Origin of the sequence: Roseateles oligotrophus, assembly GCF_014204525.1 — a bacterium.
Lineage (GTDB): Bacteria > Pseudomonadota > Gammaproteobacteria > Burkholderiales > Burkholderiaceae_C > Paucibacter_A > Paucibacter_A oligotrophus_A.
On record NZ_JACHLP010000007.1, the window covers coordinates 241,512 to 260,523 of the forward strand.

Annotated in this window: 21 protein-coding genes; all 21 read right to left on the reverse strand. The window is 65.6% G+C overall.

From position 1 onward, the window contains the following. Window positions 1-3: 3 nt before the first annotated feature. On the reverse strand, window positions 4-858 hold the full coding sequence (gene traF, locus HNP55_RS18020; protein ID WP_184302517.1) for a conjugal transfer protein TraF: 855 nt from the start codon (window positions 856-858) through the stop codon (window positions 4-6). Window positions 859-893: 35 nt separating this feature from the next. Next, the gene (locus tag HNP55_RS18025) at window positions 894-1,277 is read right to left on the reverse strand and encodes a hypothetical protein (protein WP_184302519.1); all 384 of its coding nucleotides are present in this window, start codon (window positions 1,275-1,277) and stop codon (window positions 894-896) included. Further along, window positions 1,274-2,587 carry a conjugal transfer protein TraN gene (traN, locus tag HNP55_RS18030; RefSeq protein ID WP_004354754.1) on the reverse strand — a complete coding sequence of 438 codons (1,314 nt, stop codon included), beginning with the start codon at window positions 2,585-2,587 and terminating at the stop codon, window positions 1,274-1,276. Before traN ends, HNP55_RS18025 begins: the two co-directional genes overlap by 4 nt. A gap of 21 nt (window positions 2,588-2,608) precedes the next feature. After that, a complete protein-coding gene (trbC, locus tag HNP55_RS18035; protein ID WP_211207630.1) occupies window positions 2,609-3,313 on the reverse strand; it encodes a type-F conjugative transfer system pilin assembly protein TrbC in 705 nt (234 codons plus the stop codon). Window positions 3,314-3,332: 19 nt separating this feature from the next. Continuing rightward, the gene (gene traU, locus HNP55_RS18040; protein ID WP_184302522.1) at window positions 3,333-4,355 is read right to left on the reverse strand and encodes a conjugal transfer pilus assembly protein TraU; all 1,023 of its coding nucleotides are present in this window, start codon (window positions 4,353-4,355) and stop codon (window positions 3,333-3,335) included. Then, window positions 4,352-4,993, reverse strand: a complete 642-nt coding sequence (gene traW, locus HNP55_RS18045; RefSeq protein WP_184302525.1) for a type-F conjugative transfer system protein TraW — start codon at window positions 4,991-4,993, stop codon at window positions 4,352-4,354. Before traW ends, traU begins: the two co-directional genes overlap by 4 nt. Continuing rightward, on the reverse strand, window positions 4,990-5,418 hold the full coding sequence (locus tag HNP55_RS18050) for a hypothetical protein (protein WP_246448506.1): 429 nt from the start codon (window positions 5,416-5,418) through the stop codon (window positions 4,990-4,992). Before HNP55_RS18050 ends, traW begins: the two co-directional genes overlap by 4 nt. Before the next feature lie 10 nt (window positions 5,419-5,428). Then, a complete protein-coding gene (gene traF, locus HNP55_RS18055; RefSeq protein ID WP_039920396.1) occupies window positions 5,429-6,016 on the reverse strand; it encodes a conjugative transfer signal peptidase TraF in 588 nt (195 codons plus the stop codon). Continuing rightward, window positions 6,013-6,378 (reverse strand): hypothetical protein, encoded by a 366-nt coding sequence (locus HNP55_RS18060; RefSeq protein ID WP_004354762.1) that lies wholly within the window; start codon window positions 6,376-6,378, stop codon window positions 6,013-6,015. The genes traF (HNP55_RS18055) and HNP55_RS18060 overlap by 4 nt, the downstream gene beginning before the upstream one ends. After that, window positions 6,375-8,951 carry a type IV secretion system protein TraC gene (traC, locus tag HNP55_RS18065; protein WP_184302528.1) on the reverse strand — a complete coding sequence of 859 codons (2,577 nt, stop codon included), beginning with the start codon at window positions 8,949-8,951 and terminating at the stop codon, window positions 6,375-6,377. The genes HNP55_RS18060 and traC overlap by 4 nt, the downstream gene beginning before the upstream one ends. After that, complete coding sequence (gene traV / locus HNP55_RS18070) at window positions 8,948-9,565, reverse strand: type IV conjugative transfer system lipoprotein TraV (protein WP_184302531.1); 618 nt, start codon at window positions 9,563-9,565, stop codon at window positions 8,948-8,950. The genes traC and traV overlap by 4 nt, the downstream gene beginning before the upstream one ends. Beyond that, window positions 9,562-10,335 carry a DsbC family protein gene (locus HNP55_RS18075; protein ID WP_184302534.1) on the reverse strand — a complete coding sequence of 258 codons (774 nt, stop codon included), beginning with the start codon at window positions 10,333-10,335 and terminating at the stop codon, window positions 9,562-9,564. The genes traV and HNP55_RS18075 overlap by 4 nt, the downstream gene beginning before the upstream one ends. A 28-nt stretch (window positions 10,336-10,363) precedes the next feature. Beyond that, window positions 10,364-11,761 (reverse strand): TrbI/VirB10 family protein, encoded by a 1,398-nt coding sequence (locus HNP55_RS18080; RefSeq protein ID WP_184302537.1) that lies wholly within the window; start codon window positions 11,759-11,761, stop codon window positions 10,364-10,366. Continuing rightward, entirely contained in the window at window positions 11,758-12,624 is an 867-nt protein-coding gene (locus HNP55_RS18085; RefSeq protein WP_221439655.1) for a type-F conjugative transfer system secretin TraK, read from the reverse strand. Before HNP55_RS18085 ends, HNP55_RS18080 begins: the two co-directional genes overlap by 4 nt. Beyond that, the gene (gene traE, locus HNP55_RS18090) at window positions 12,611-13,177 is read right to left on the reverse strand and encodes a type IV conjugative transfer system protein TraE (protein ID WP_184302540.1); all 567 of its coding nucleotides are present in this window, start codon (window positions 13,175-13,177) and stop codon (window positions 12,611-12,613) included. The genes HNP55_RS18085 and traE overlap by 14 nt, the downstream gene beginning before the upstream one ends. Window positions 13,178-13,193: 16 nt before the next feature. Next, window positions 13,194-13,493: a type IV conjugative transfer system protein TraL gene (gene traL / locus HNP55_RS18095; protein WP_004354778.1), complete on the reverse strand. Its 300-nt coding sequence runs from the start codon at window positions 13,491-13,493 to the stop codon at window positions 13,194-13,196. 27 nt (window positions 13,494-13,520) lie between these two features. Next, window positions 13,521-13,868 (reverse strand): hypothetical protein, encoded by a 348-nt coding sequence (locus HNP55_RS18100; RefSeq protein WP_184302543.1) that lies wholly within the window; start codon window positions 13,866-13,868, stop codon window positions 13,521-13,523. A 135-nt stretch (window positions 13,869-14,003) separates the two neighbouring features. After that, on the reverse strand, window positions 14,004-14,702 hold the full coding sequence (locus HNP55_RS18105) for an OmpA family protein (RefSeq protein ID WP_184302546.1): 699 nt from the start codon (window positions 14,700-14,702) through the stop codon (window positions 14,004-14,006). After that, entirely contained in the window at window positions 14,699-15,244 is a 546-nt protein-coding gene (locus HNP55_RS18110) for a lytic transglycosylase domain-containing protein (RefSeq protein ID WP_184302549.1), read from the reverse strand. The genes HNP55_RS18105 and HNP55_RS18110 overlap by 4 nt, the downstream gene beginning before the upstream one ends. Window positions 15,245-15,386: 142 nt before the next feature. Beyond that, window positions 15,387-15,881, reverse strand: coding sequence for a hypothetical protein (locus HNP55_RS18115; protein ID WP_184302552.1), 495 nt, complete (start codon window positions 15,879-15,881; stop codon window positions 15,387-15,389). A gap of 677 nt (window positions 15,882-16,558) precedes the next feature. Continuing rightward, window positions 16,559-18,994: a TonB-dependent siderophore receptor gene (locus HNP55_RS18120; RefSeq protein WP_184302555.1), complete on the reverse strand. Its 2,436-nt coding sequence runs from the start codon at window positions 18,992-18,994 to the stop codon at window positions 16,559-16,561. Window positions 18,995-19,012: the final 18 nt, after the last annotated feature.

Here is a 19,012-nt window from a genome sequence, read left to right on the forward strand (position 1 = left end):
CTCCTAGGGCAAGGCGATCTGACGTGTAGCGCTGGGGAGCATGGCCTGGCCCTCGGGGCTGCTCACGATGGCGATGCGCTCCAGCAATTGCGATTCCGAGAGCACGCCGAAACCGATGGGCGTGATCTGGCCGGTGAAGGGCTGCGCGAGGAAGACCGCAGGCACCTGGGCGACTTGCAGGGCATTGGCAATGCCGTTGTCGCGCCGGGCCCCCGGAAAGCTGGGCATGGGACCGCCATCGATGCTGACGGCGACCACCTGGATGCCATGCCGCGCCTGGAAGGCTTTCAGCACTGGCGCGAAGGCGTGGCAGTAGGGGCAGTCCGACCTGTAGAAAAAGAACAGCACATGGTCTTTGCCCAAGTGGGCCACGGCCCGGGAGCGTTCGGCGCGCTGGGTTTCGTCAAAGACTTCCAGGGCCTTGGCGTTGACGGGGCGACCTTGAAGTGTCGGGTCCAGTTCCGGCGTCGCCCATGCAACGCGCTTGGCCATGTCGGCGAAGGCGGAGGCTTGGCCCACCACCTTGGATTCGAGTTCCATGTAACGTCGCACGTTGGCCTCGGTCGGGCGGATGATGGCGATGTTGCGGTACTCCTCCAGGGTCTTCTGCAGGCGGGCAAACTCTTCCAACTCGGGTATGCGTGCCTTCTGCGGCTGCGCTGTTGCAGTTGATGGCGCTGGAGTCGGCTGCGGAATTTGCTCGTCTTCCTGGGCCGGGTCTTCGTAGAAGTGCCAGCCGCGCCAGCGGTCCCTCCAATAGGTAGAGGGTGGCGTGGCGCGCGCCGTGGCTTGGGATGGTCCGGCCTCTTGAGCGGGCAGGGAGGCCGTCGCCAACAACATGGCGAAGCCGAGGGCCATTCCGGCAATGAATCGGCGGTGCTCCACGAAACCCCCTACGAGAGTGAGCCGGGCGGACGCCCGTCGAGGCAGTAGTTGATGCCGAATTCGACGGTCTGGCGCCGGGGTGCCGCTGCTCCGGGCAGGTTCACGCCGTCCTGCCAGAAAGACACCTTCAGGCGTGCGCATCCGGGCTGGGCGTAGCGCTTCTCCGTGGAGACATCGATGTAGATGGGCGAGGACGCGCTGAAGCGTTTGGTGATGGCTTCGGCAACGTCGCCGATGAGCACGCCATGGGCTTGCCCGTCGCTGGCCTGCAGGGCGGCGAACATCAATGGACGAGGATCGGTGACGGGAGTGCGGGCCACATCGTCGGCGCGTGCGCATGGCGCGAAGGCTGCGATCACCAGTGCAAAACGGATGAGAGCGGTGCGGTTCATTGGCATTTCCCTTGACCGTAGTAGCAGGAAGTCACGCGGGCGGCGTTGTTGCTCTGGAGGCTGCCCACGTTCGGCAGCGTGGGCACGATGGAGGCGTAGAACTCGGTCAGGTCCATCGCCGAGAAATTCAGGCTTTGCAGTTCGGCGACCGTGAAGCCCGAGCAGTCGGGACTCCTGGCGGCTCCCCAGCCTCTTCCGACCTGCATTCGCCCTTGCTCGTTGATGAGCCGGGCGAGCTTGCTGTTGAAGCAGCACTTGCTGGTGGTGTGTTCGATGCACGAGACGCACTTGCCGAGAATGCGGATGCATGACGAGCACCAGGTGCCGACCGTGTGGCACAGGCCGGCCCCTTCCTTCATAGCCAGCTTCCCCTCCTCTTCGTTGCAGGACATCATTGACATCACGATGTAGATGACGACCGCGATGGCCAGTGTCCAGGGGTCAAAGGCGATGACCAGGCTGTCTCCCGCGTAGAGCACAGCGGAGCCTGCAGGCAAGGCCGCGCCGTTCACGGCCACGGTGACGCCGTAGGTGGTGAACGTGCCGGAGAAACCGCCACTCATGAGCAGCGCCTGCATGCCCTGATAGAGGAACTGTCGGTTCTCAGCATTCATGAGCACATCGAAGACGAGTCTCGATCCGGTACCGAAAAGGCTCTGGTTGGTCATGCCTGCGCCGGCCGAGTCCGAATGGCAGCAGTTCTTCAGCAGCCGGTCGCGGCAGCGGTTGTCTTCGCCCTTGAAGACCCGCATGTTCGTCGTGTCGAGATAGACACCGGCCTCCCGTACGGCCTCCATGTAGGTCATGGACCGAGCGAAGTCGGCGTCATTGGTGTAGCTGGTGTTGAAGCAGTTCGAACCCAGGCAGAAGACGTTCGACGGGCAGCTTGAAGCTGCGCACCCGGAGTAGTAGTCGGCAAGGCTGCCGAGCACGCTGTTTGGGCTGTCGGCGATGTTGCGGGCTGTCGTTACCGAGGGGTCGTAGGGCGAGATGGCGGTACGCGGGGTATTGGCGGAGATCGCCGCAGTGCTTTGCGCCTGGCACACCGGGTCGGTGGAATTGCCCGAGCAAGCGGCAAGGCGAGCGTTGGCGGCACCGGATAGGCTGGGCTGGCCGTAGTACGCCGTCTCCGCAGGCGTCGTCGTATAGCCCGGCACGACACTCGAAGCGCTCGATGTCCCGACCGCGCCTCGGGCGACCGGGTTGGTCGCCTGCCCGGCAGCCGTGCCCTCTTCGAATGGCCCGGCAATGGCTGCGGTCTGCGTTGTGACGAAGCAGGCGAGGGTGAAGTAGACGATGAAGCGGCGCATGGTGGTCACTCCGTCCTGGGCTCAGGGTCTGAGGCGCGCGAGGAAGATGCCGGCGTCGGAATCGAAGCGGGGCGCCGCACGGCGCAACTGATTGAGGGCGTAGTCGAGGCTCACGTCTCCCGCTGCGCTGACATAGTCGGTCGGGGGCGGGCAGGTGCTGCCAGCACAACCGGCGGGCCGGCTGCCATCCCGGGCAAGCACGAAGGTGGGCACCCGCTTGACCGCGTAGCGGTCGAAGGCCTGCGGATCGATGAGGATGGCGATCTCGCGCGTGCCGATGAGTTTCTGGATACGCATGACCGTATCGCGCAGCGAGCCATTGGCGAAGCCCCGGATGAGGATCGCTGCCTTTGCGCGTGCCGCCTGATCCACGAGACGCGCCAGGGTGGACTCGGGCATGGCCAGGCTTACGAACACGAAGAGGCCTGGGTCGGAACCGAGTGCGGGAGGTGTTCCCTGCGCATATCCTTGGGCGATGTCGCCGATGTTGGGCAACGCATTCGTCAGGGGCTTGGGCAGTGCATCGATGCGCGGCGTGGTGACCGCCCCGGCTTGGGGTACCGGGACCGAGTGCTGTCGCTGGATGCGGCGGACATCGTCTTCCGTGACGGTCGGCGTCTCGCGCCGGACCCTCGCGAGGTCTTCGTCGGTGATCACCGGCGCAGGCTGCGCCGCAGCCCCGAGGGGAAACAGCAGAGCGGCCAGTACGGCAGAGGGGCGGATCACGGAACCGCCTGGAAAAAGATCAGTAGCCCACACAGCAGTTCCTTTTCCTGAAAAGCATGAAGGCGAAGTCCTCGCCCTTGACCGGGTATTCCTTGCCTGCGCCCCAGATGATCGTGGTGCGGCCGAAGGGCTGGCAGCAGCGGCCGCCTTCCTTTGCGGTGTTGGGGATGGGGTAGGTGAGTTGGGTCTTGTAGGCCGTCTTGTCCATGACGGGTTCGAAGTAGGGACCGCACAGGCCGGGGGTTCCATGCCAGCCCCAGGCGATCAGTTCGCGGTGCATCTTGGCAGTGAGCCGCTGGGCCAGCAGCGAGGCGGTGCGCACACCGCCCATGTGGTAGGGCACATGGCCGTCCATGGGGTAGATCGCGCCCTGGCAGCCCGCACACCAGAACATCTCCTTGATGCCGAAGCCCATGGTCGCGGCCACGCAGTCGGCAGCGCAGGCCGCGACTGCGATGGGATTGGCGAAGAGCACCGCGTCCGGGTTCAGGATCAGGGTCAGTTCGTCATCCGCCCACAGGGGATCGACTTCGGTCAGGTAGGCGAGATCGAAGGAGCCTCTTTCCAGGCAAGGGAAGTCGGTGACAACCTCCAGCCAGTACATCACCGGGTTGATGTAGAAGTGCGCTTGGTAGAAGCTGCCGCCGTCGCCATCGCCTTCCGGGCGTGTGAAGCGGGCGGCCTCGGGTGCCGGGATGCCAGGATCGAGATCGATGCCGCCCAGGGAGACGAGGCAGTAGGGCTTCCTGACCACCTCGACGTGCCGGGCCGGCTCCCAGAAGCCGATCGAGAGTCCGATGATCGGATTCACCCCGCAACTGCAGATCGGGCTGGACGGGTTGTCGGTGTCTTCCTGGTTGCCGTAGTTGCCGATGCGTGCGCTACCGACGCTGATGGGCAGGATGCAACTCCAGCAGATGTCGGTGATGGGGTTCGGGAACTTGCCGGTGCAGGTGGCGGCACCGGCCGCAAGCGCCTGGGCCCACGCGATGCAGGCCAGGAACGGCAGCACCACGGATCGAATGAACCGGGCGGATGTCATGGCTTGACCTCCAGTTCGTCGATGCGCAGCTGCTTGCCTTCCTGGGACACCAGGGCGGGCACCTGCCGGATGCCCAGGCGCCTGGTCAGGAGGCCGTGCTGGTCGTAATAGACGGGCGAGTGCCAGGCTTGCATGAGGTCAAGGTAGGAACCCGCCGTGAGGATGGGTTTCACCTTGCCGTCGTAATGCAGCATCAGGCTGCGGGCCTGGGCAACCTGGCGCGGGTCGCGGGCGTCGAAGAAGAACAGGCGGCGCGACAGGGAGACGACGTCTAGAGGATTGGCGCGCGTGCCGGCGGCGAACATGAGCCGTCCCCGGGCATCGCTCACGTTGCGATCGAGGACGTAGGTCGGATCGAAGTAGAAGGTGCGTTTCGCCTGGGTGGTCACGAGGTCGGCTACGGGCTGGGGGTTGCGCACGGAATCGACGCCACGGGCGCGCGCTTCCTGTTCCAGGCGCTGCAGCTCGCCACTCGCGGCCTTGTCGCGCAGGCGTTGCTCGATGAAGCGCAGGAGATGCGGTTCGGCAATCTCGTAAGTCGGGCCGATCACTCCGGCATCCGCTGCATGGGCCGGCGTGGTTCCAGTCAGCAGGGCGAACGTAGATAGCGCAAGGAGCGGGCGCATGCGCGGGTTCATCGCGTCCCTCCTGCGGTGCAGCGGATCTGCCGGATGAGCTGGGCGCGCTGGGAAGCGTCCTGTTCCTTGGTGGCACGGATCAGCCCCATCAGCACGGGATCTCCGCCTTCCTTGGAAACGGCCTGGCGCAGTTCGGCGGTGGTCAGCATGCGGCCGCATTGGAGGCGGTAGGCGGCCAGATAGACCTTGGCGCCGTCCGCGGCAGCCGGCGCGAGTTGCTGTAGCAGACCCAGGTAGTCCGCCAAGGGCATGTCATTGGTTGCCGAGGCAGGGCCTCGTGCAGGGCTGGTTTGTGCCCGAGCCGTGACCACTGTTCCCAAGGCGATGAGCGTTGCCAGAATCGCGATCACCAGTAGCCGCGTGAAGCGTACGAGCCGGGCAATGCTCAGAGGATGGTCAGGAGGATGGCGAAGGGGGAAGGGCATGGCGGCTCCTTCAGAACAGCGGGTCGACGACGCCGATCACCTGCTCGATTTGCACGAGGCCGCTTTCGCGGTAGCGGGAATCGAAGGAGTCGGGGCTCAGACCCTGGACGTAGTAGCGGCCGGGCGGAATGACGCCGGGCGCGATCGGCTCAAGCGGTTGGCGATCGAACGCATGGGACTTGGCGATGCCGACCAGTTGGCCATTGATCCGCACCTCGCGGCCGGCGACGCTGATCGTGTCGCCCGGCAGGCCACGCACGACCTTGAAGAAGGGCTGCCCGGCAAGGCCTGGGTAGCGGCGGCTGCCTTCGCCCGCGAAGGCAAAGACGATGAAGTCTCCGCGGTGCAGCGCCGAGGTGCCTTTGTGAAGTATGGCGACCTTGTACGGCAGGCTGGGTGTCCAGTTGAACAACACCGGCACCCGCGGCGTGGCGTCGACGAACAGGCGCAGGTAGGCCAAGCCCCAGATTGCGAAGATGGGCAGGTAGAGGTACCAGCGCTGACGCATGTGCCGCAGGAAATCCATGGCCGCATGCCGTGTGCGGATGGGCCAGGATGGCTGCCCCCGCGGCTGGCTGCGGATCGGGGTCGTGTTCATGGCGTTTCCACCTTCTGGCGCAGACGCGCCGTGAGATCGACGGTGTAGGGCGTGGGACCGGCGACGGAAGCCTTGAGAACCACGAGGCAGCCGCATTCGGCTGGCAGGCTCTCCAGGGCGACGGGCAGCCGCTGCGCGAAGGCCCTGGCCATCTGCAAGGTGGCTTGGCGCTCTTCTTCCGTATGCGCGGCGGTGAGCCGCCGGGTGAACTCGTCTTCCTTGGTGCGATAGACGTCGGCGAGATCCACGACGCCGATGGTCCGGGCCGGAAGGATGACCAGGCGGTTGTAGGCGAGCAGCGCGCTGCCGACTGCGATCAGGCTCACCAGCAAATTGGCGACAAACAGGACGCGCGGGCTCATAACGCATGCCCCCGCTGGCGCAGCAACTCGGCAATGGCTTCGTCGATGGAGTAGCCCCGGGCGCGCAGTTCGTCGATGGGCGCGTTGTCCTCGAGTTTGTTGCTGAAAAGCAGATGCGTTGCCGGGTCGAGGATGTTGCGGGCCACGCCTTCGCCCACCGGGGAAGAGATGTAGAGTTCGGAGAAGGCGCCGGCCTCCGTGCGCAGGGAGTTGAGCAGCCGCTTCTTGGGTTCGTCCATCGTGAGCCGGCCCTTGCGGTCCAGCATCTCGATCGATTCCGGCTTCTGCCGCAGCAGGAAGACCCAGTCCGAGCAGTTGAAGGCGGCTTCCATTTGGGCGGAGCCGTAGTAGTCGTCGGCGCTCTGGGTCGCGGTGCCGAGCGCGCCACCATACTTGCGAGCGCGGCGGGCCGCTTCCTCGACTACGGCAGCTTTCACGGGATCGTCGGCGCCGATGTCGCCCAACTGCTGCTTCAGTTCGTCGATGAAGAGTACCTTGCGCCGGTTGCGCGTGAGGTACATCTCGCCCGTGATTTGGTGCAGCAGCAGGATGTTCACCACGGCGTGCAGATCGGGCCGCCGTTTCAGTTCCTCGTTCTCGATGACGATGAAGTCGTTCGAGAAATCGACGTTGGCTCGGCCTTCGAAGAAGCGTTCGTACTGCCCACCCTTGGCGTAAGGGTTGAGCATGATCGCGAGATCCTTGATGCGCTGATCATTGACTGCCCCCAGCTCTTCCAGGGAGCCAGTGCGGAAGGCATCTCGCAGACCGGTGATCGTGAGGTCCTGGCCGTACTCGCGCCACAGCTTCAGGACCATGGCCGAGATGGCCTTGTACTGGACTTCCTCCAGGGCGTGCTGCATCGAGCACATCTTCGAGATGCCCGGCACCAGCATGTCGATGTCTTCGTTGATGTCCTGGACGATGGAGAAGGGATTGAGGCAGAGGTCCACGTCGGGCCTGAACTCGATGTATGTGCCCCGCGCCTTGCGGCACAGCTTCTCGAAGGAGCGGCCCAGATCCAGCATCCAGACCTTGGCGCCGATGGCGCGGTAGGACCAGGCCATCTCGTTCATCAGCACGGACTTCCCGGAACCGGGGGCGCCGATGATGGCGAAGTTGTAGTTGCCCAGGTCGTTGTCGAAGAGATCCAGCGTCATGAGCTGACCACGCCGGCCGCCGAAGACCAGGGCCGGTGTGCGGGTGCCGCGCCATTCAGCGATCAGCGGGGCCATGTGGATGGCGTTGGACATCGTCTTGCGCGTGACGCGGCGCATCTTCACGAGGTCCTTGTGGAAGCGCTCGGTCAGCGTCATGGGCAGGCTCGCCAGCAGCGCCTGGCGGTGCATGTAGGCGTCGGCGTTGAGCTGAAAGCCCCGGCTGCGCCAGATCGCACTGGCCGCCTCATGGGCAGCCGCGGCCTTTTCCGGCGTCGAAAAGATGGCGAGCTGGTGGTACATGCTCACCAGATTCCCGCCGTTGTCTATGGCATCGGCGGCGGCTGTCCAGTCGTCGAGCTTCTTCCGGACGTCCGGCATCACGTCGGCCATCTTCGACTTGGCGTTCTGGGTGGCGCGGACGTGGTTGGCGGTGACCACCGACTTGGTGACGTTGGGGTCGAGGATCTGAACGCCCAGGGTGAGCAGGAAGGGGGCGCTGTACTGCAGCGCCGGCTGCATCAGGTCGCCGATGAGCGAACCCATCTGCCAGAGGGCGAAGCGCTCCGGAAAGCTCTTGATCGAGTAGAAGCGGGCCTCCAGGGCATCCGGGCCGGATTCTTTCCAGAAGGTGAGGCCGGTCGGGTGCGGGTCCTGGATGGTGTCGAAGTCGACGATCTGATCGCGCAGTTCCCGGCCGTCGTCGTAGTTGAGGTCTGGGGCGTCCGTGCCGGACATCCGGTCCGGGTTGGTGAAGATCGCGCACCAGTTGATGAGGTCGGAGGCGTCGCAGACGCGGTTCGGCAGCGACGCCGAGCGCAGCGTCGACGCCATCGAATCGCGCAGTGCCAGCAGTTCCTCGCGTTTGTTCAAGTTGTCCGGGTCGGCCGGGAAGGCGACCGACAGCATCAGGCGGAAGTCGCGGATGGTGTAGTGAAAGCCCGCCGTGAGGGACTTCTGCGCCCCTTCGAGCAGGTGGCCCACGCGCTGGCGTGCCAGGGCACGGAACAGGTTCTCGTTGCGCGCGGGGCGGCCCCAGTGCTGGGCCTTCTCGAATTGATCCTCGTCCTCGACGCGCAGGTTGGCGTAGCGACGCAATTGGGATCGGATATGAGGCGAGGCGAATAGGTGGAACTGCAGGCCCGTGCCGGCGGGGCAGTTGGCATAGAGGGAGACCAGAACCTCCGTCATCCGATCGTCCGCGCCGGACTGGGGCATCAGCTCCAGCATGAAGCCCATGCCGTCGCGGTTCGCAAAGATGCGCTCGGTGTCCAGGTATCCCATGTAGGGGAGCCAGCTGGCGAACTGCTCGGCCGGGGTGTCCGGCGAGAAGCCCAGGCCGAACGGGAGGTGCAGCGGCCGCCAATCGCTGCGGCCCCGTTGCTCGGGCCGTGGGGTGTCGGTGGCGATGCTCATTGCGACTCCTCGCTGGGGCTGTTCAAGAGGCGAGCCGGCGCCGGGAGAATGGGCCTTGTAGCGGGCTGTGCCGGGGAACTGGTGCCTTCGCTTGCGTTCGAGGGCGCGGAGGTCGATGGCGGCGGACGCAGGGGCGCGTTGGCATCGCGTATGCGCTGCTGCACATGGTCGATCAGCCAGCGGCCTTGGTCGATCTGGACGTAGACGTGGGCCTGGTCATAGAGGTCGCCGTCGATGTCCTCCCAGGGCTTGATCCACAGGCGCAGGTAGCGCGATTGCGCGCGCAGCGGCGCTCCATCCTCCTGCGGGGACGAACTGCCGGCAGCCGGCAGTCCCGTGCGCGTCGGGGCCGAGGTGCGAGGCGTAGAGGGCTCCGGCTTCCGGGGGGCGGCCGGAGACTCGCGCTTGCGCTGGCCCGGCAGGTTGTTCGCCACCGCGTTCGCATAGGTGCCCGAAACAGATTCGCACGCCACCCCTTCGGGGGCCTGGCATGCGTACTTGGAGTCGCCGCCCAGGCCGGACATGGAGACGCAGCCGCCCAAGGTGAGCGCGGACAGGAGCGGGAGGAGTCGGAGCGCGGGATGGATCAGGGGGAAACGAACGAAAGCGCTCATGGACGGCCTCCCATGGCGGTCGCCGCGAGTCGGGATTCGATGGCGGCCCGGTCGATGAAGCCTTCTGTGCGCTCCCCATCGGCCCAGATGAGGGTGGGCGTGCCCTGAATGCCGAAGCTGCGGGCCAGCGCGAGGTTGCGCGCGATGGGGTGGGTGCAGGGTGTGCCGGTGTGCTGCCGGCTCGCATCGCCCCTGCTCATCCAGTCGTGCCAAGCAGCCACCCGATCCGCCGCGCACCAGATGGCGATTGGACGCGCTTCGCCCAGGAAGGGGACGAGGAAGGTGTAGACGGTGACGTTGTCGATGGCGGCAAGCTCCGCTTCCAGCTGCTTGCAGTACGGGCAGGCGGGGTCGCTGACCACGGCGAGCTTGCGGGCACCGTCACCACGGACAGCCTTGATGGCGTCCTGAAGCGGCAGTTGATCGAAGGCGATCGGCTTGGCAGCGGCCATGCCCGGATCGGACGGGGCTCGCTGGGCGAGCCTGGGGCCGGTGAGATCCTTCATCGCCTGCGTGTCGAAGAGCCGCCCGAAGAGGAAGTAGCGGGGATCCTGGGCGAGCACGTAGGCCACGTTCCCGTCCATCCAGACTTCGTACAGACCCTTGACGGGGGCCGGGGCGATGTCGGTGAAGCGGGTACCCGGGTGGGCTTTCTCAAGCGCGGCGCGCAAGCGGCTGGCTTCGTCGGGCGCCGCGTGGGCGGTGGGCGCGATCCCCGATGCCACCAGCAGGGCGAGCAGCGCCCCGCTGACGAGCGTGCGTTTGCGCATGGACACGTGCGGGGGTATGGGCCCGCCATCAGTAATTCGGGTCATCGGAAGCCTCCAGGTAACGGTTGGCGGGGGACAGGGCGCTGCGGCCGGTGGTCGCCGCAGCGGCCATCGGGATATCGATGCGCACGCCTTTGGTGATCACCACGTCGATCTCGCGGCCGGCATCGACCTCGATGACCGGGAAGGTGTTCTCGGCCAACTTGATGTAGTACTGGGCAAGGCGGTCGAGGGCCTTGCCCACACCGGAGCCCAGGCCGGCGCGGTAGGCGTCCGAACCGTTGGCGGTGGCCACCGTCCCCAGCGCCGAGGTGCTGTACTCGGTGGATGAGGTGGCAAGGCCCTGGCCGATGCCGCTGACGACACCGGCAAGCAGCGCGTTGGCGAGCATCTGGCCCTGCTTCGTCACGAGCCGCCCGCGCAGACCGACCTTGCCGTCTTCCCCGTAGATCGAGCCCTGGATGCGCACTTCCAGCGTCGCGCCGTCAGGGCGCACGCAGGAGAGGGACTCGGTGCGCAGATAGGCCCGCTCGGAGCTGATGTCGCCGTAACCCGCGGCGATCACGAAGCACTCCCGGTACTCGCCACGCATGCGGTTGGGCAGGACGGAGGTGTCGGACAGCCGGATCAGGACCGGGTGCGGGTTGCTCTGGGACTGGCCGCCGGTGGGTGCATCCAGGCCACCGAGCAAGGTGCCGCGGGTGAAGCTCACGGGCAGGAAGGTCGAGACGGTGCGGGTCTCTGCGGCCTTTGTGCCATCGGCGCGCACTGGTGTTTCGGTGTTGGCAGGCTGTGCGGGGTGGTTTGCGGCGTTGTCGCGCGGGGTGATCGTGATCCGCATGATGCGAGGTGTTTCCGGCAAAGCAGGGGCAATGGGCATCGCCGGCGTGCCGGGAGGCATGCCCAGTTGGGCGCTGTCATGGCCGGCGGGCCTTTGCGGGAGCGCCTCGGCCGGCGGCATTGCCGTCGTCGGCGCTGTGGGTGCGGGTGCGGCGGGCGGCTGCGCCGAAGCGGCAGCCTGGCTCGCCGAGGTCAGCTTCTGCTCCAATTCGGCAAAGCGCTGCATCGTGCGCTGCTCGAACGCCGAGCGCTCCTTGTTCAGCCGGTTTTGTTCGTCGCGTTCGGATTCGTACTGGGCGAGCTTGCGGCCGGCGGTGCCGACCCACTGGTCCACCGGATTGACCTGGGCGCCGGGCGGCAGGACGCCGATGTTGGTGACCCCACTGGCTCGGTCCGCGGGCTTGGGTGTGCCGCCGGGGTGCGGTGGCGACGCGGTGAGCGTGAGAATCATCCAGAGGAGTCCGACGCCGGCGACCAGGATCAGGCCCAGCAAGGCGTATTGGCGCTGGCGCGGCGACAAGCGTTCGGCGATGCCGCGCAGTGCGCTGCCCGCGCGCTCGCGCAGGGGAGGAATCTGCCCATTCATGGCTGAACCTCCTTGCGGATCACGAAGACCACGGTGCGCTCACCCGGACGCAGGTTGTGGTGTTCGATGGCGATGCCTGCCACGCTGCCGGACTCGCCGTCCTCCCGGTCGAACTCGGCTTCGGTCAGCACCATGGGGGCGTCGCTGACGTTCTGCATCACATAGCGCTCACCGAGCAGGCCCCGCCCGCGGTAGGTGCGTTCGAGCGTGAACCGGGCCTCGCGCCACAAGGTCACCGGCTGGCCAACGGTCTCGACCTGGATGTCGGAGGGCACGCGCTCGGAGGCCATAGCTACCAGCAAGGCCTTCAGAGCCCGCACATGGCTGGCGGCGGCGCCTGGAGCAGGGCGGGCTGCCGCGGTTTCGGCACGGCGCTGCAGGGCAGCCTTGTCCCGGATGACGATGGTGTCGGCCGCCGTGTCGGCTCGGCGCAGCACGAGCGTGTAGGTTCCGCGTGCCGACGACACGAAGAGGTTGATGGGCTTCTTGCTCTCGCCCACGGGCCGGACGTAGATCTCGCCCTTGTCCCGATCGCACTCGAGCACGATCTCGCCGGCTGGGTTGATCGACGAAGCGGCCGGTGCGGCCGTGGGCATGCCCGTTGCGGGCGACGCGCCGATGGGGAGGGCCGATGGCGTCGGCAAGGCAACACACCCGCTGCTGTAGATGTTGCCGAAGACATCCGTGATGGCGCTGCCCTCGATGCGGATGCGGGTCGGCTCCTGGATCGACACAATGGCTTCCACCGATGCGCCGTCGCTGGCATCGACGACCTGCAGCGCATGGGCGCTGCCCATGGCGAAGAGGAGTGCCAGGGCGCACGCCAGACGGGTGGGCAGGGCGCGCGTTTCAGTGGCTTGCATAGGGCACCTCCTGGAATGTTTTCAGGTGCATGCGCGCGCCGGCGAAGCCGAACCCGACCAGATAGGCCTTGGGTTCGTTGGCGGTTTCGATCCCATTCACCAGGGTGCGCAGGCGGCCCCGGATCACGACGCTGCGGCCGTTTTCGCTGGGCACGAGTTGATCGAGGGCGAATGCCGTGGTGGCGTTGATGCGCTTTAGGCGCTCGGCCTCCACCTCCTGCCGGGACTTGAGCGCGCCGTGCTGAGCCGGCTCCACGTAGGTCAGCAGGACGTCTTTCTTCCAGTCGATCGTGGCGGGCGTGACGTCGAGGATCAGCCAGGCGATGAAGGTGCCCATCTGTTCCAGATAGGCGCCGCTGGCCTTCTCGTCGGTGACCCAGAAGGACTTGTTGAGGGTCGGCGGCACGACCACCGTGCGCTCCGACCCGAGTACGTTGAGGAGGGCTACCAGCGTGAGGATCTGGCCGATGGCGAGGGCGCCGACCGCAAGGCTCAGGCCGCGATTTCGGCGCTGGAGTTCCTTGCGGTCGACGTTGAGGCGTTCGAAGTCCATGAATGTCCTCCCCGCTTTAGCCGACCATGCGGCGGATGTGAGAGGGGGGCGTGGCCCGCAGCGCCGTCAGGGGCGTGGCGGGCAGGTTCCACCACAGCCAATGCACGGCGAAGGCCGGGTGCTTGTCCGCCTTGAGCTTCGAAACCCAGCGCGAGAGCGCAATGCCCACGGTCATGCAGACCGCGAAGGAGAGCTTCGTGCCGGACAGGTAGCCGATGAAGAAGGCGAACAAGGCGGGCGCCGCGACATCGACGTCCCAGAAGCCGATCTTCCAGCTGTCGTCGAGACGGCGCGGGATGTAGGTGTCGGTGCGCATGCCGGACTCCCTGGACCAGAGGCCGGTTCAGATCACGGCGCCCATGATCGCCCCGGCGATCACGAGACCCACGGCGCCGAAGATGGCGAGGCCCACGTAGAACAGCACCGGGCCGAAGTTGCGCAGCGCGGCCAGCGAGATCAGGGCGACGACGAAGCCCACAAAACCTACCAGGGCCTTGATGCCCGGACCGAGGGACGCGATCTGCGTCAGGGCCGACGTGAGCGGACCCGTAATGCCGGTGAAACCCACCAGATCGAGCGCGAAGCTCGGGAAAGCCGCGAACAGGCCGAGCAATGCGATGGCCAGCAGCGTGAGAAAGGCGAGGGGACGGCGCGCGTCGATGGACGACGGCGCCAGCGTTGCAATGCTCATGAAGACCTCCGTTGAGATGAGCGTCGGAAGACGGGTCGCGGACGGGTCGGAGCGGGTGGCGGACGCAGGTGAAAGGCGGGTGGATGCGGGTGAAGGCGGGTAGATTGATTCGGGGCGATGGGGAAACGGCTTGGCTCAGGGCGGTGCAGCCTGGTACCCCACCGCGATCTCGACCCGCCGATTGCGGGCTTGGCCGGCTGGTGTGTCGTTGGGCGCGGCGAAGCAGCACTTGCCGGCGGCCTCGACCGTGATCGCGCTTTCGAGTTCGGGGCGGGCACGCACCAGGTAGTCGCGGACAGTGGTGGCGCGTGCCTGCGCCAGCGCGTCGTTGATGGGCGCAGGGCCCGCGTCGTCCGTGCGACCCGCGACCGTGATCGGGCCTTGAGCTGGAAGCTCGGCGGTCACGTGCTTGAGGATGGCGAGTCCGGCAGCACCGAGCCGAGCGCTGCCGAATGCGAAGGGGATGCTCCAGGTTTCGTGTTCCGTGATGGAGGCTAACTCAGGATCGACCGAAGGGCTTGCTTCAGCGGACACCGCTTCCGTTGAACGGGGTGCAGGCAAAGGAGGGGCTTCCTCGGCCACTGCCTGGTTGGCTTCGATGGCCGGGGTTGCCCGCAGCGTCTTCCGGGTGCGCGTCGGGCATTGCGGCGGCATGCATTGAACGAAATCCGCCTGATTGCCATAGCCCACTTGGGCGAGCTGCGGTGCGGGCGAAAGCGTGGCCGACAAATGGTGTGTTTCGATCGCCTGATGCGCGCACGCCGCGAGCATGAGGGTCGTGGCGACGGCAGGGAGCGTTTCCAGAGCGGAAGTCGCGAGAGTGAGGACCTTCATGGCGCCACCCGCACAGCCAGCAAGGGAATCGCGATCGCGGAGGACGCTGCGGCGGACGGACGACGTGGTGCTGGGGACGCTCGGGCGGATCGGCTGTTTGCCGGCAGTTGCCGGTACACCTTCCAGGCGTAGCGTGCCCGCGCCTTGGTACAGTCGTCGCCCTTAAGTTCGGTGCAGGCGGCGTTGTAGGCGCCAACGCTGTCCCAGTTCAGTCCGCGACGCGCGAAGAGCTCGGCCAACAGCCCGGCGCCGACATCGAGGTTGGCGCAGGGCTCGAACAGGCTGGATTCCGAGATGCCGCGCTTGGCCAGTTTGGGCAGATGGCGGCTGTTGATCTGCATGAGGCCGATGTCGATCGAGCCTGTCCGCTGGATGTGGGAGCGATTGACAGCCTTGGGGTTGAGGCCGGACTCCACCTTGGCCACCGCATAGAGCAGATCGGTGGAGACACCGTGGCGCTGCGCCACCTCATCCCAGCAGGCGAGCGCCCCAAGGGGCATGCCGCAGAGCATGGACAGCGCGACGAGCAGAGTTCGGGGCATGGATCACCTCTCGACAGCCAAACCGCCTCCCGCGGGCGCGGAAGGTTCCAGGGGTAGGGCCGGGAATCCGGTCGAGGTAGGCGGCGGGTGAGCCTGCGCTCAGCAGGCGAGGTGATCTGCACGGGTGAAATCAGTTTGGCGATCAATCCTGCGGAGCCACGGATCGAACGGTGGCGCGCTGAACCATGTTGAGACGCGCGTACTTCAGAACCAGCGTGCCCGACGGGTCGGCCTGGCGGCAGAGCGCGACCGCAGCCGTGGTCAACTGGTCCAACTGGAACTTGGGGTTGGGGTGCTGATTCGCAGGCGAGCGCTGCAGCGCCTGCAACTGCTCATACTGTCGGCGCCACATGGCCTCGCGACGGCGGGCCGTGGCGGGGTCGCGCAGCACAAGCTGGATGCCGAGGTAGTCGAACAGCGCGCGAGCCCCTTCGGACGAAGACAGCGTGGATGTCACGCACGCGCTGATGAGATCGGGGAAGCGAAAGGTGGGCGCCTGATTGGCCGGACTCTTGAGGATGCCGTAGAGCCAGTTGTGCTCGTCGATCCAGAGCCGCGTCTCGACGATATCGGCGATGGGCGTGTTCCCTTCGCTATCGTGCGAAGGCTGGGACTGGGACATCTGGATCGAATGCATGGTGGCGAGCTCTCGATACGGTATGGAAGCAAGCGTATCGATGGGGTTGCCTCACGTCTCCGTCGAAATCAGGCGGTTTTGGATCGAATTCGCGATCAGTGCGATGCTGCCCGCCAAGTCCCCGAGTTCTGTGTTTCCAAAAGGGCTTGCAGGCAATACGCACACCACCCCAGCCCAAGGGAGAAAAGCGCGCAGAGGAGGGTCAGCTTCGCGCCATTCTGACTGTGAATGCTTGCCCATGCCAAGGCCGTAACGAGACCAAAACCGAGGAGCGCAGAAATGCCTCGATGCAGCCGGCGTACGATCCAGGGGCAGAAATTGGCGAAATCATTTCGAGCAAAGTGTGCGTATTTCCAAGATGTCCGACCGAGTAGAAAAACGCATGTCGCCACAATCATGCAGATGGCAATGAGTGATGAGGATATGCCGAAAGCGAAGCTGAACGCATGTGCCGGCCATTCGGACGATCCCCAGATCCATGCGGCGATGGCAGATGCCGCGGAACAGACAAACCAAATTGGATACAGGCGAAATACGGGAGGGATGTGAGCGTCGTTTTTTCTCATGGTGGATGCACCTGATGCCAAGTCTGGAGGTCTGAAATATGGACGTGAGGTTAACGGAGTTTCGCGCAACTACTCCCTCAGTCCGTTGTTGCGCGAGCCAGCGCGCCGGCGTCAGAAGCGGTACTTGGCGCTCAAGACTGCCGTGCGGCGCGAGCCGGGGTAGCCATACGACGCATTTGCCAGGTAGTCTTTGTCGAACAGGTTGTTCACGTTCAATGCCAAAGACCAGTTGCCGGCGTCGTAGGTCAAGGCCGCGTCAACCAGCGTGTAGGACGAAGACGTCAGCGAGTTCGCCGAGTCGTCATAGCGCTTGCCCACGTGTCGGACACCCAGACCGAAGCCGAGGCCACGCCAGTCGTTGCCCTGCACCTTGTAGTCCATCCAAGCAGACGCCAGGTGCCTCGGGACGTTGGGCAGTTGTTTGCCCAAGTCTGCATCGCCGCTCTTGGTCACCTCCGTGTCGGTCCAGGTGTACTGCGCAGACACGTTGAGTCCACGGAACAACTCCTGCTTGATCTCCAGTTCCAGGCCGCGCGAGCGGACTTCACCCGTCTGCACGTTGTAGCCGACATGTTCCGGGTCGAGGGTCTGCACGTTCGTTTTGGTGAGGTCGAATACGGCGGCGGTAAACAGCGCCTTGCCTTCGCCCGGCTGGTACTTCACGCCAAGCTCGAGCTGCTTGCCACGCGTCGGATCGAAGCGCTTGCCGCTGAAATCGCTGCCTACCTGCGGCAGGAACGATTCCGCGTAGCTGGCGTACGGCGCAAGCCCGGAAGCCATGACGTAGCTCACCCCCAGCCTGCCGGTGGTGGCCGAGTCGTCGCGACGGGGCGTCGTTGCGGCCAGTCTTTCGTTGTTGTCGGTGTGGGCACGGTCGTGGCGCAATCCAGCGGTGATTCGCCAGCTCGGGCCAAGCTTCATCTGATCCTGTGCGTAGAAGCCTAGTTGCCGCTGTTTGTCGACGTAGCTTTCGTACAGCGTCGAGGGATCGGCCACCGGCTGGCCGTAGACCGGGTTGTTGACGTTCAACGTCGGGCCGGCGCCGGTGTACGCCTTGTCGTCGAAGTTGACCCGCAACCAATCAACGCCGACCAAAGCAGTATGCTGCATGCCAAACCAGTCGAATCGCCCCTGCAACTGGTTGTCCAGCGCCGTGTAGCGCAGGCTTTCGTCGCGCTTGTAGGCATCCTGAGCGAAGTTGCCCAGAGCATCAGCGGAGCCATATCCATACACGAATTTCGCATCGAGGTCGGCACGTGCCGTTCGAAGGTTCTGTCGAATCGTCCAGTTAGGGTTGAGGCGATGCTCGAACTGATATCCCAGGCTCCACTGGCGCTGGTCATGCAGATCGTGCGAAGGCTCGCCGGTCAGGATGCGGGTGCGCTTGTGATCCTGGCCGACATACTCGTTGCTGTTGCTGGTCGTGCGAAAGGCGTGGTAGTCCGCCAGGACGACCAGGGTTGTGTCCGGGGACGGCTTCCAGGCAATCGACGGCGCGATGTAGGTGCGCTTACTGCGCTTCTCGTCCCAGCCTGGATAGTCATTCTGAGGATCGGTACCGAGACCTGCCGCCACGACGCGGTAGATGAGTTTGCCGTCGTCATCCAGCACCCCGCCCAGGTCTGCGGCAAGCCGACGGCGGCCATAGTTGCCGAGTTGAACCTCCACTTCGCGCGGAGCATCGGCTCGCGGCCGCTTGCTGATGCGGCTGATGACGCCGCCCGCGTCGCCCTGGCCGTACATCGTCGACGAGGGGCCGCGCAGTACCTCGATGCGCTCCAGTCCGTAAGGCTCGTTCTGGAGAACGGTGTATCCGCCGGAAGGCTGGCGCAGTCCGTCCAGGTAGTTGGCGTCATAGCTGCTCCCGAACCCGCGAATCGAAAACCACTCCCATGAACGGTCGTCCTGCCCATAGAACGACGTAACGACGCCCGGCACATAGCGGAGCGCTTCGATGGTGGCATTCACGCCGCGTGCGTCGAGTTCATCGCGCCCAATGACGGAAATTGACTGCGGCGTCTCGATGATCGCCGTATCCGTCTTAGTCGCCATCGCGCTGTGCGTGGCAACGTAGCCCTTCACTGGCCCCCAGGAGCTTTCCTGTTCAGCTCCGGCCCTTACCGTCACCACCGGCAACACCGCCTCCTTCGCACCGCCCGGTGCTGGCGGCGCCGCCTTGATGACGATTGACGCTCCTTCCGCGCCGGCTGCCAGTCCGCTGCCGGCCAGCAGTTGTGCCAGCGCCTCGCGCAGCGTCATCCGGCCCTTGAGCGCGGGTGCGGTCTTGCCTGCGGTCAGCGCGGCGTCCGCCGTCAGGGGTACGCCGGACTGTGCGGCGACGCGGGTCAGGGCGGTGGAGAGGGGTCCGGCCGGGATGTCGAAGTCATGCATCGCCTGCGCCGGTGCTTGCGCTGTTGCCTGGGCGTGGGCGGCGGACGGCGCGGCGCAGATCGCTACGCCGGTGGCCGTCATGGGTAGGGCCATCATGGCGGCGTGCACGGCCAGTGCCAGCCGCTGCGGGCGGGGGGAGAAGGTGGGTTTCGTCATGGCATCGGGCTCCGGATG

What these genes read in the sequence shown, in the direction of transcription:
- traF (WP_184302517.1), bottom strand. Translation starts at nt 858, where the DNA reads ATGGCCCTCGGCTTCGCCATGTTGTTGGCGACGGCCTCCCTGCCCGCT.
- HNP55_RS18025 (WP_184302519.1), bottom strand. Translation starts at nt 1,277, where the DNA reads ATGAACCGCACCGCTCTCATCCGTTTTGCACTGGTGATCGCAGCCTTC.
- traN (WP_004354754.1), bottom strand. Translation starts at nt 2,587, where the DNA reads ATGCGCCGCTTCATCGTCTACTTCACCCTCGCCTGCTTCGTCACAACG.
- traU (WP_184302522.1), bottom strand. Translation starts at nt 4,355, where the DNA reads ATGACATCCGCCCGGTTCATTCGATCCGTGGTGCTGCCGTTCCTGGCC.
- traW (WP_184302525.1), bottom strand. Translation starts at nt 4,993, where the DNA reads ATGAACCCGCGCATGCGCCCGCTCCTTGCGCTATCTACGTTCGCCCTG.
- HNP55_RS18050 (WP_246448506.1), bottom strand. Translation starts at nt 5,418, where the DNA reads ATGCCCTTCCCCCTTCGCCATCCTCCTGACCATCCTCTGAGCATTGCC.
- traF (WP_039920396.1), bottom strand. Translation starts at nt 6,016, where the DNA reads ATGAACACGACCCCGATCCGCAGCCAGCCGCGGGGGCAGCCATCCTGG.
- HNP55_RS18060 (WP_004354762.1), bottom strand. Translation starts at nt 6,378, where the DNA reads ATGAGCCCGCGCGTCCTGTTTGTCGCCAATTTGCTGGTGAGCCTGATC.
- traC (WP_184302528.1), bottom strand. Translation starts at nt 8,951, where the DNA reads ATGAGCATCGCCACCGACACCCCACGGCCCGAGCAACGGGGCCGCAGC.
- traV (WP_184302531.1), bottom strand. Translation starts at nt 9,565, where the DNA reads ATGAGCGCTTTCGTTCGTTTCCCCCTGATCCATCCCGCGCTCCGACTC.
- HNP55_RS18075 (WP_184302534.1), bottom strand. Translation starts at nt 10,335, where the DNA reads ATGCGCAAACGCACGCTCGTCAGCGGGGCGCTGCTCGCCCTGCTGGTG.
- HNP55_RS18080 (WP_184302537.1), bottom strand. Translation starts at nt 11,761, where the DNA reads ATGAATGGGCAGATTCCTCCCCTGCGCGAGCGCGCGGGCAGCGCACTG.
- HNP55_RS18085 (WP_221439655.1), bottom strand. Translation starts at nt 12,624, where the DNA reads ATGCAAGCCACTGAAACGCGCGCCCTGCCCACCCGTCTGGCGTGCGCC.
- traE (WP_184302540.1), bottom strand. Translation starts at nt 13,177, where the DNA reads ATGGACTTCGAACGCCTCAACGTCGACCGCAAGGAACTCCAGCGCCGA.
- traL (WP_004354778.1), bottom strand. Translation starts at nt 13,493, where the DNA reads ATGCGCACCGACACCTACATCCCGCGCCGTCTCGACGACAGCTGGAAG.
- HNP55_RS18100 (WP_184302543.1), bottom strand. Translation starts at nt 13,868, where the DNA reads ATGAGCATTGCAACGCTGGCGCCGTCGTCCATCGACGCGCGCCGTCCC.
- HNP55_RS18105 (WP_184302546.1), bottom strand. Translation starts at nt 14,702, where the DNA reads ATGAAGGTCCTCACTCTCGCGACTTCCGCTCTGGAAACGCTCCCTGCC.
- HNP55_RS18110 (WP_184302549.1), bottom strand. Translation starts at nt 15,244, where the DNA reads ATGCCCCGAACTCTGCTCGTCGCGCTGTCCATGCTCTGCGGCATGCCC.
- HNP55_RS18115 (WP_184302552.1), bottom strand. Translation starts at nt 15,881, where the DNA reads ATGCATTCGATCCAGATGTCCCAGTCCCAGCCTTCGCACGATAGCGAA.
- HNP55_RS18120 (WP_184302555.1), bottom strand. Translation starts at nt 18,994, where the DNA reads ATGACGAAACCCACCTTCTCCCCCCGCCCGCAGCGGCTGGCACTGGCC.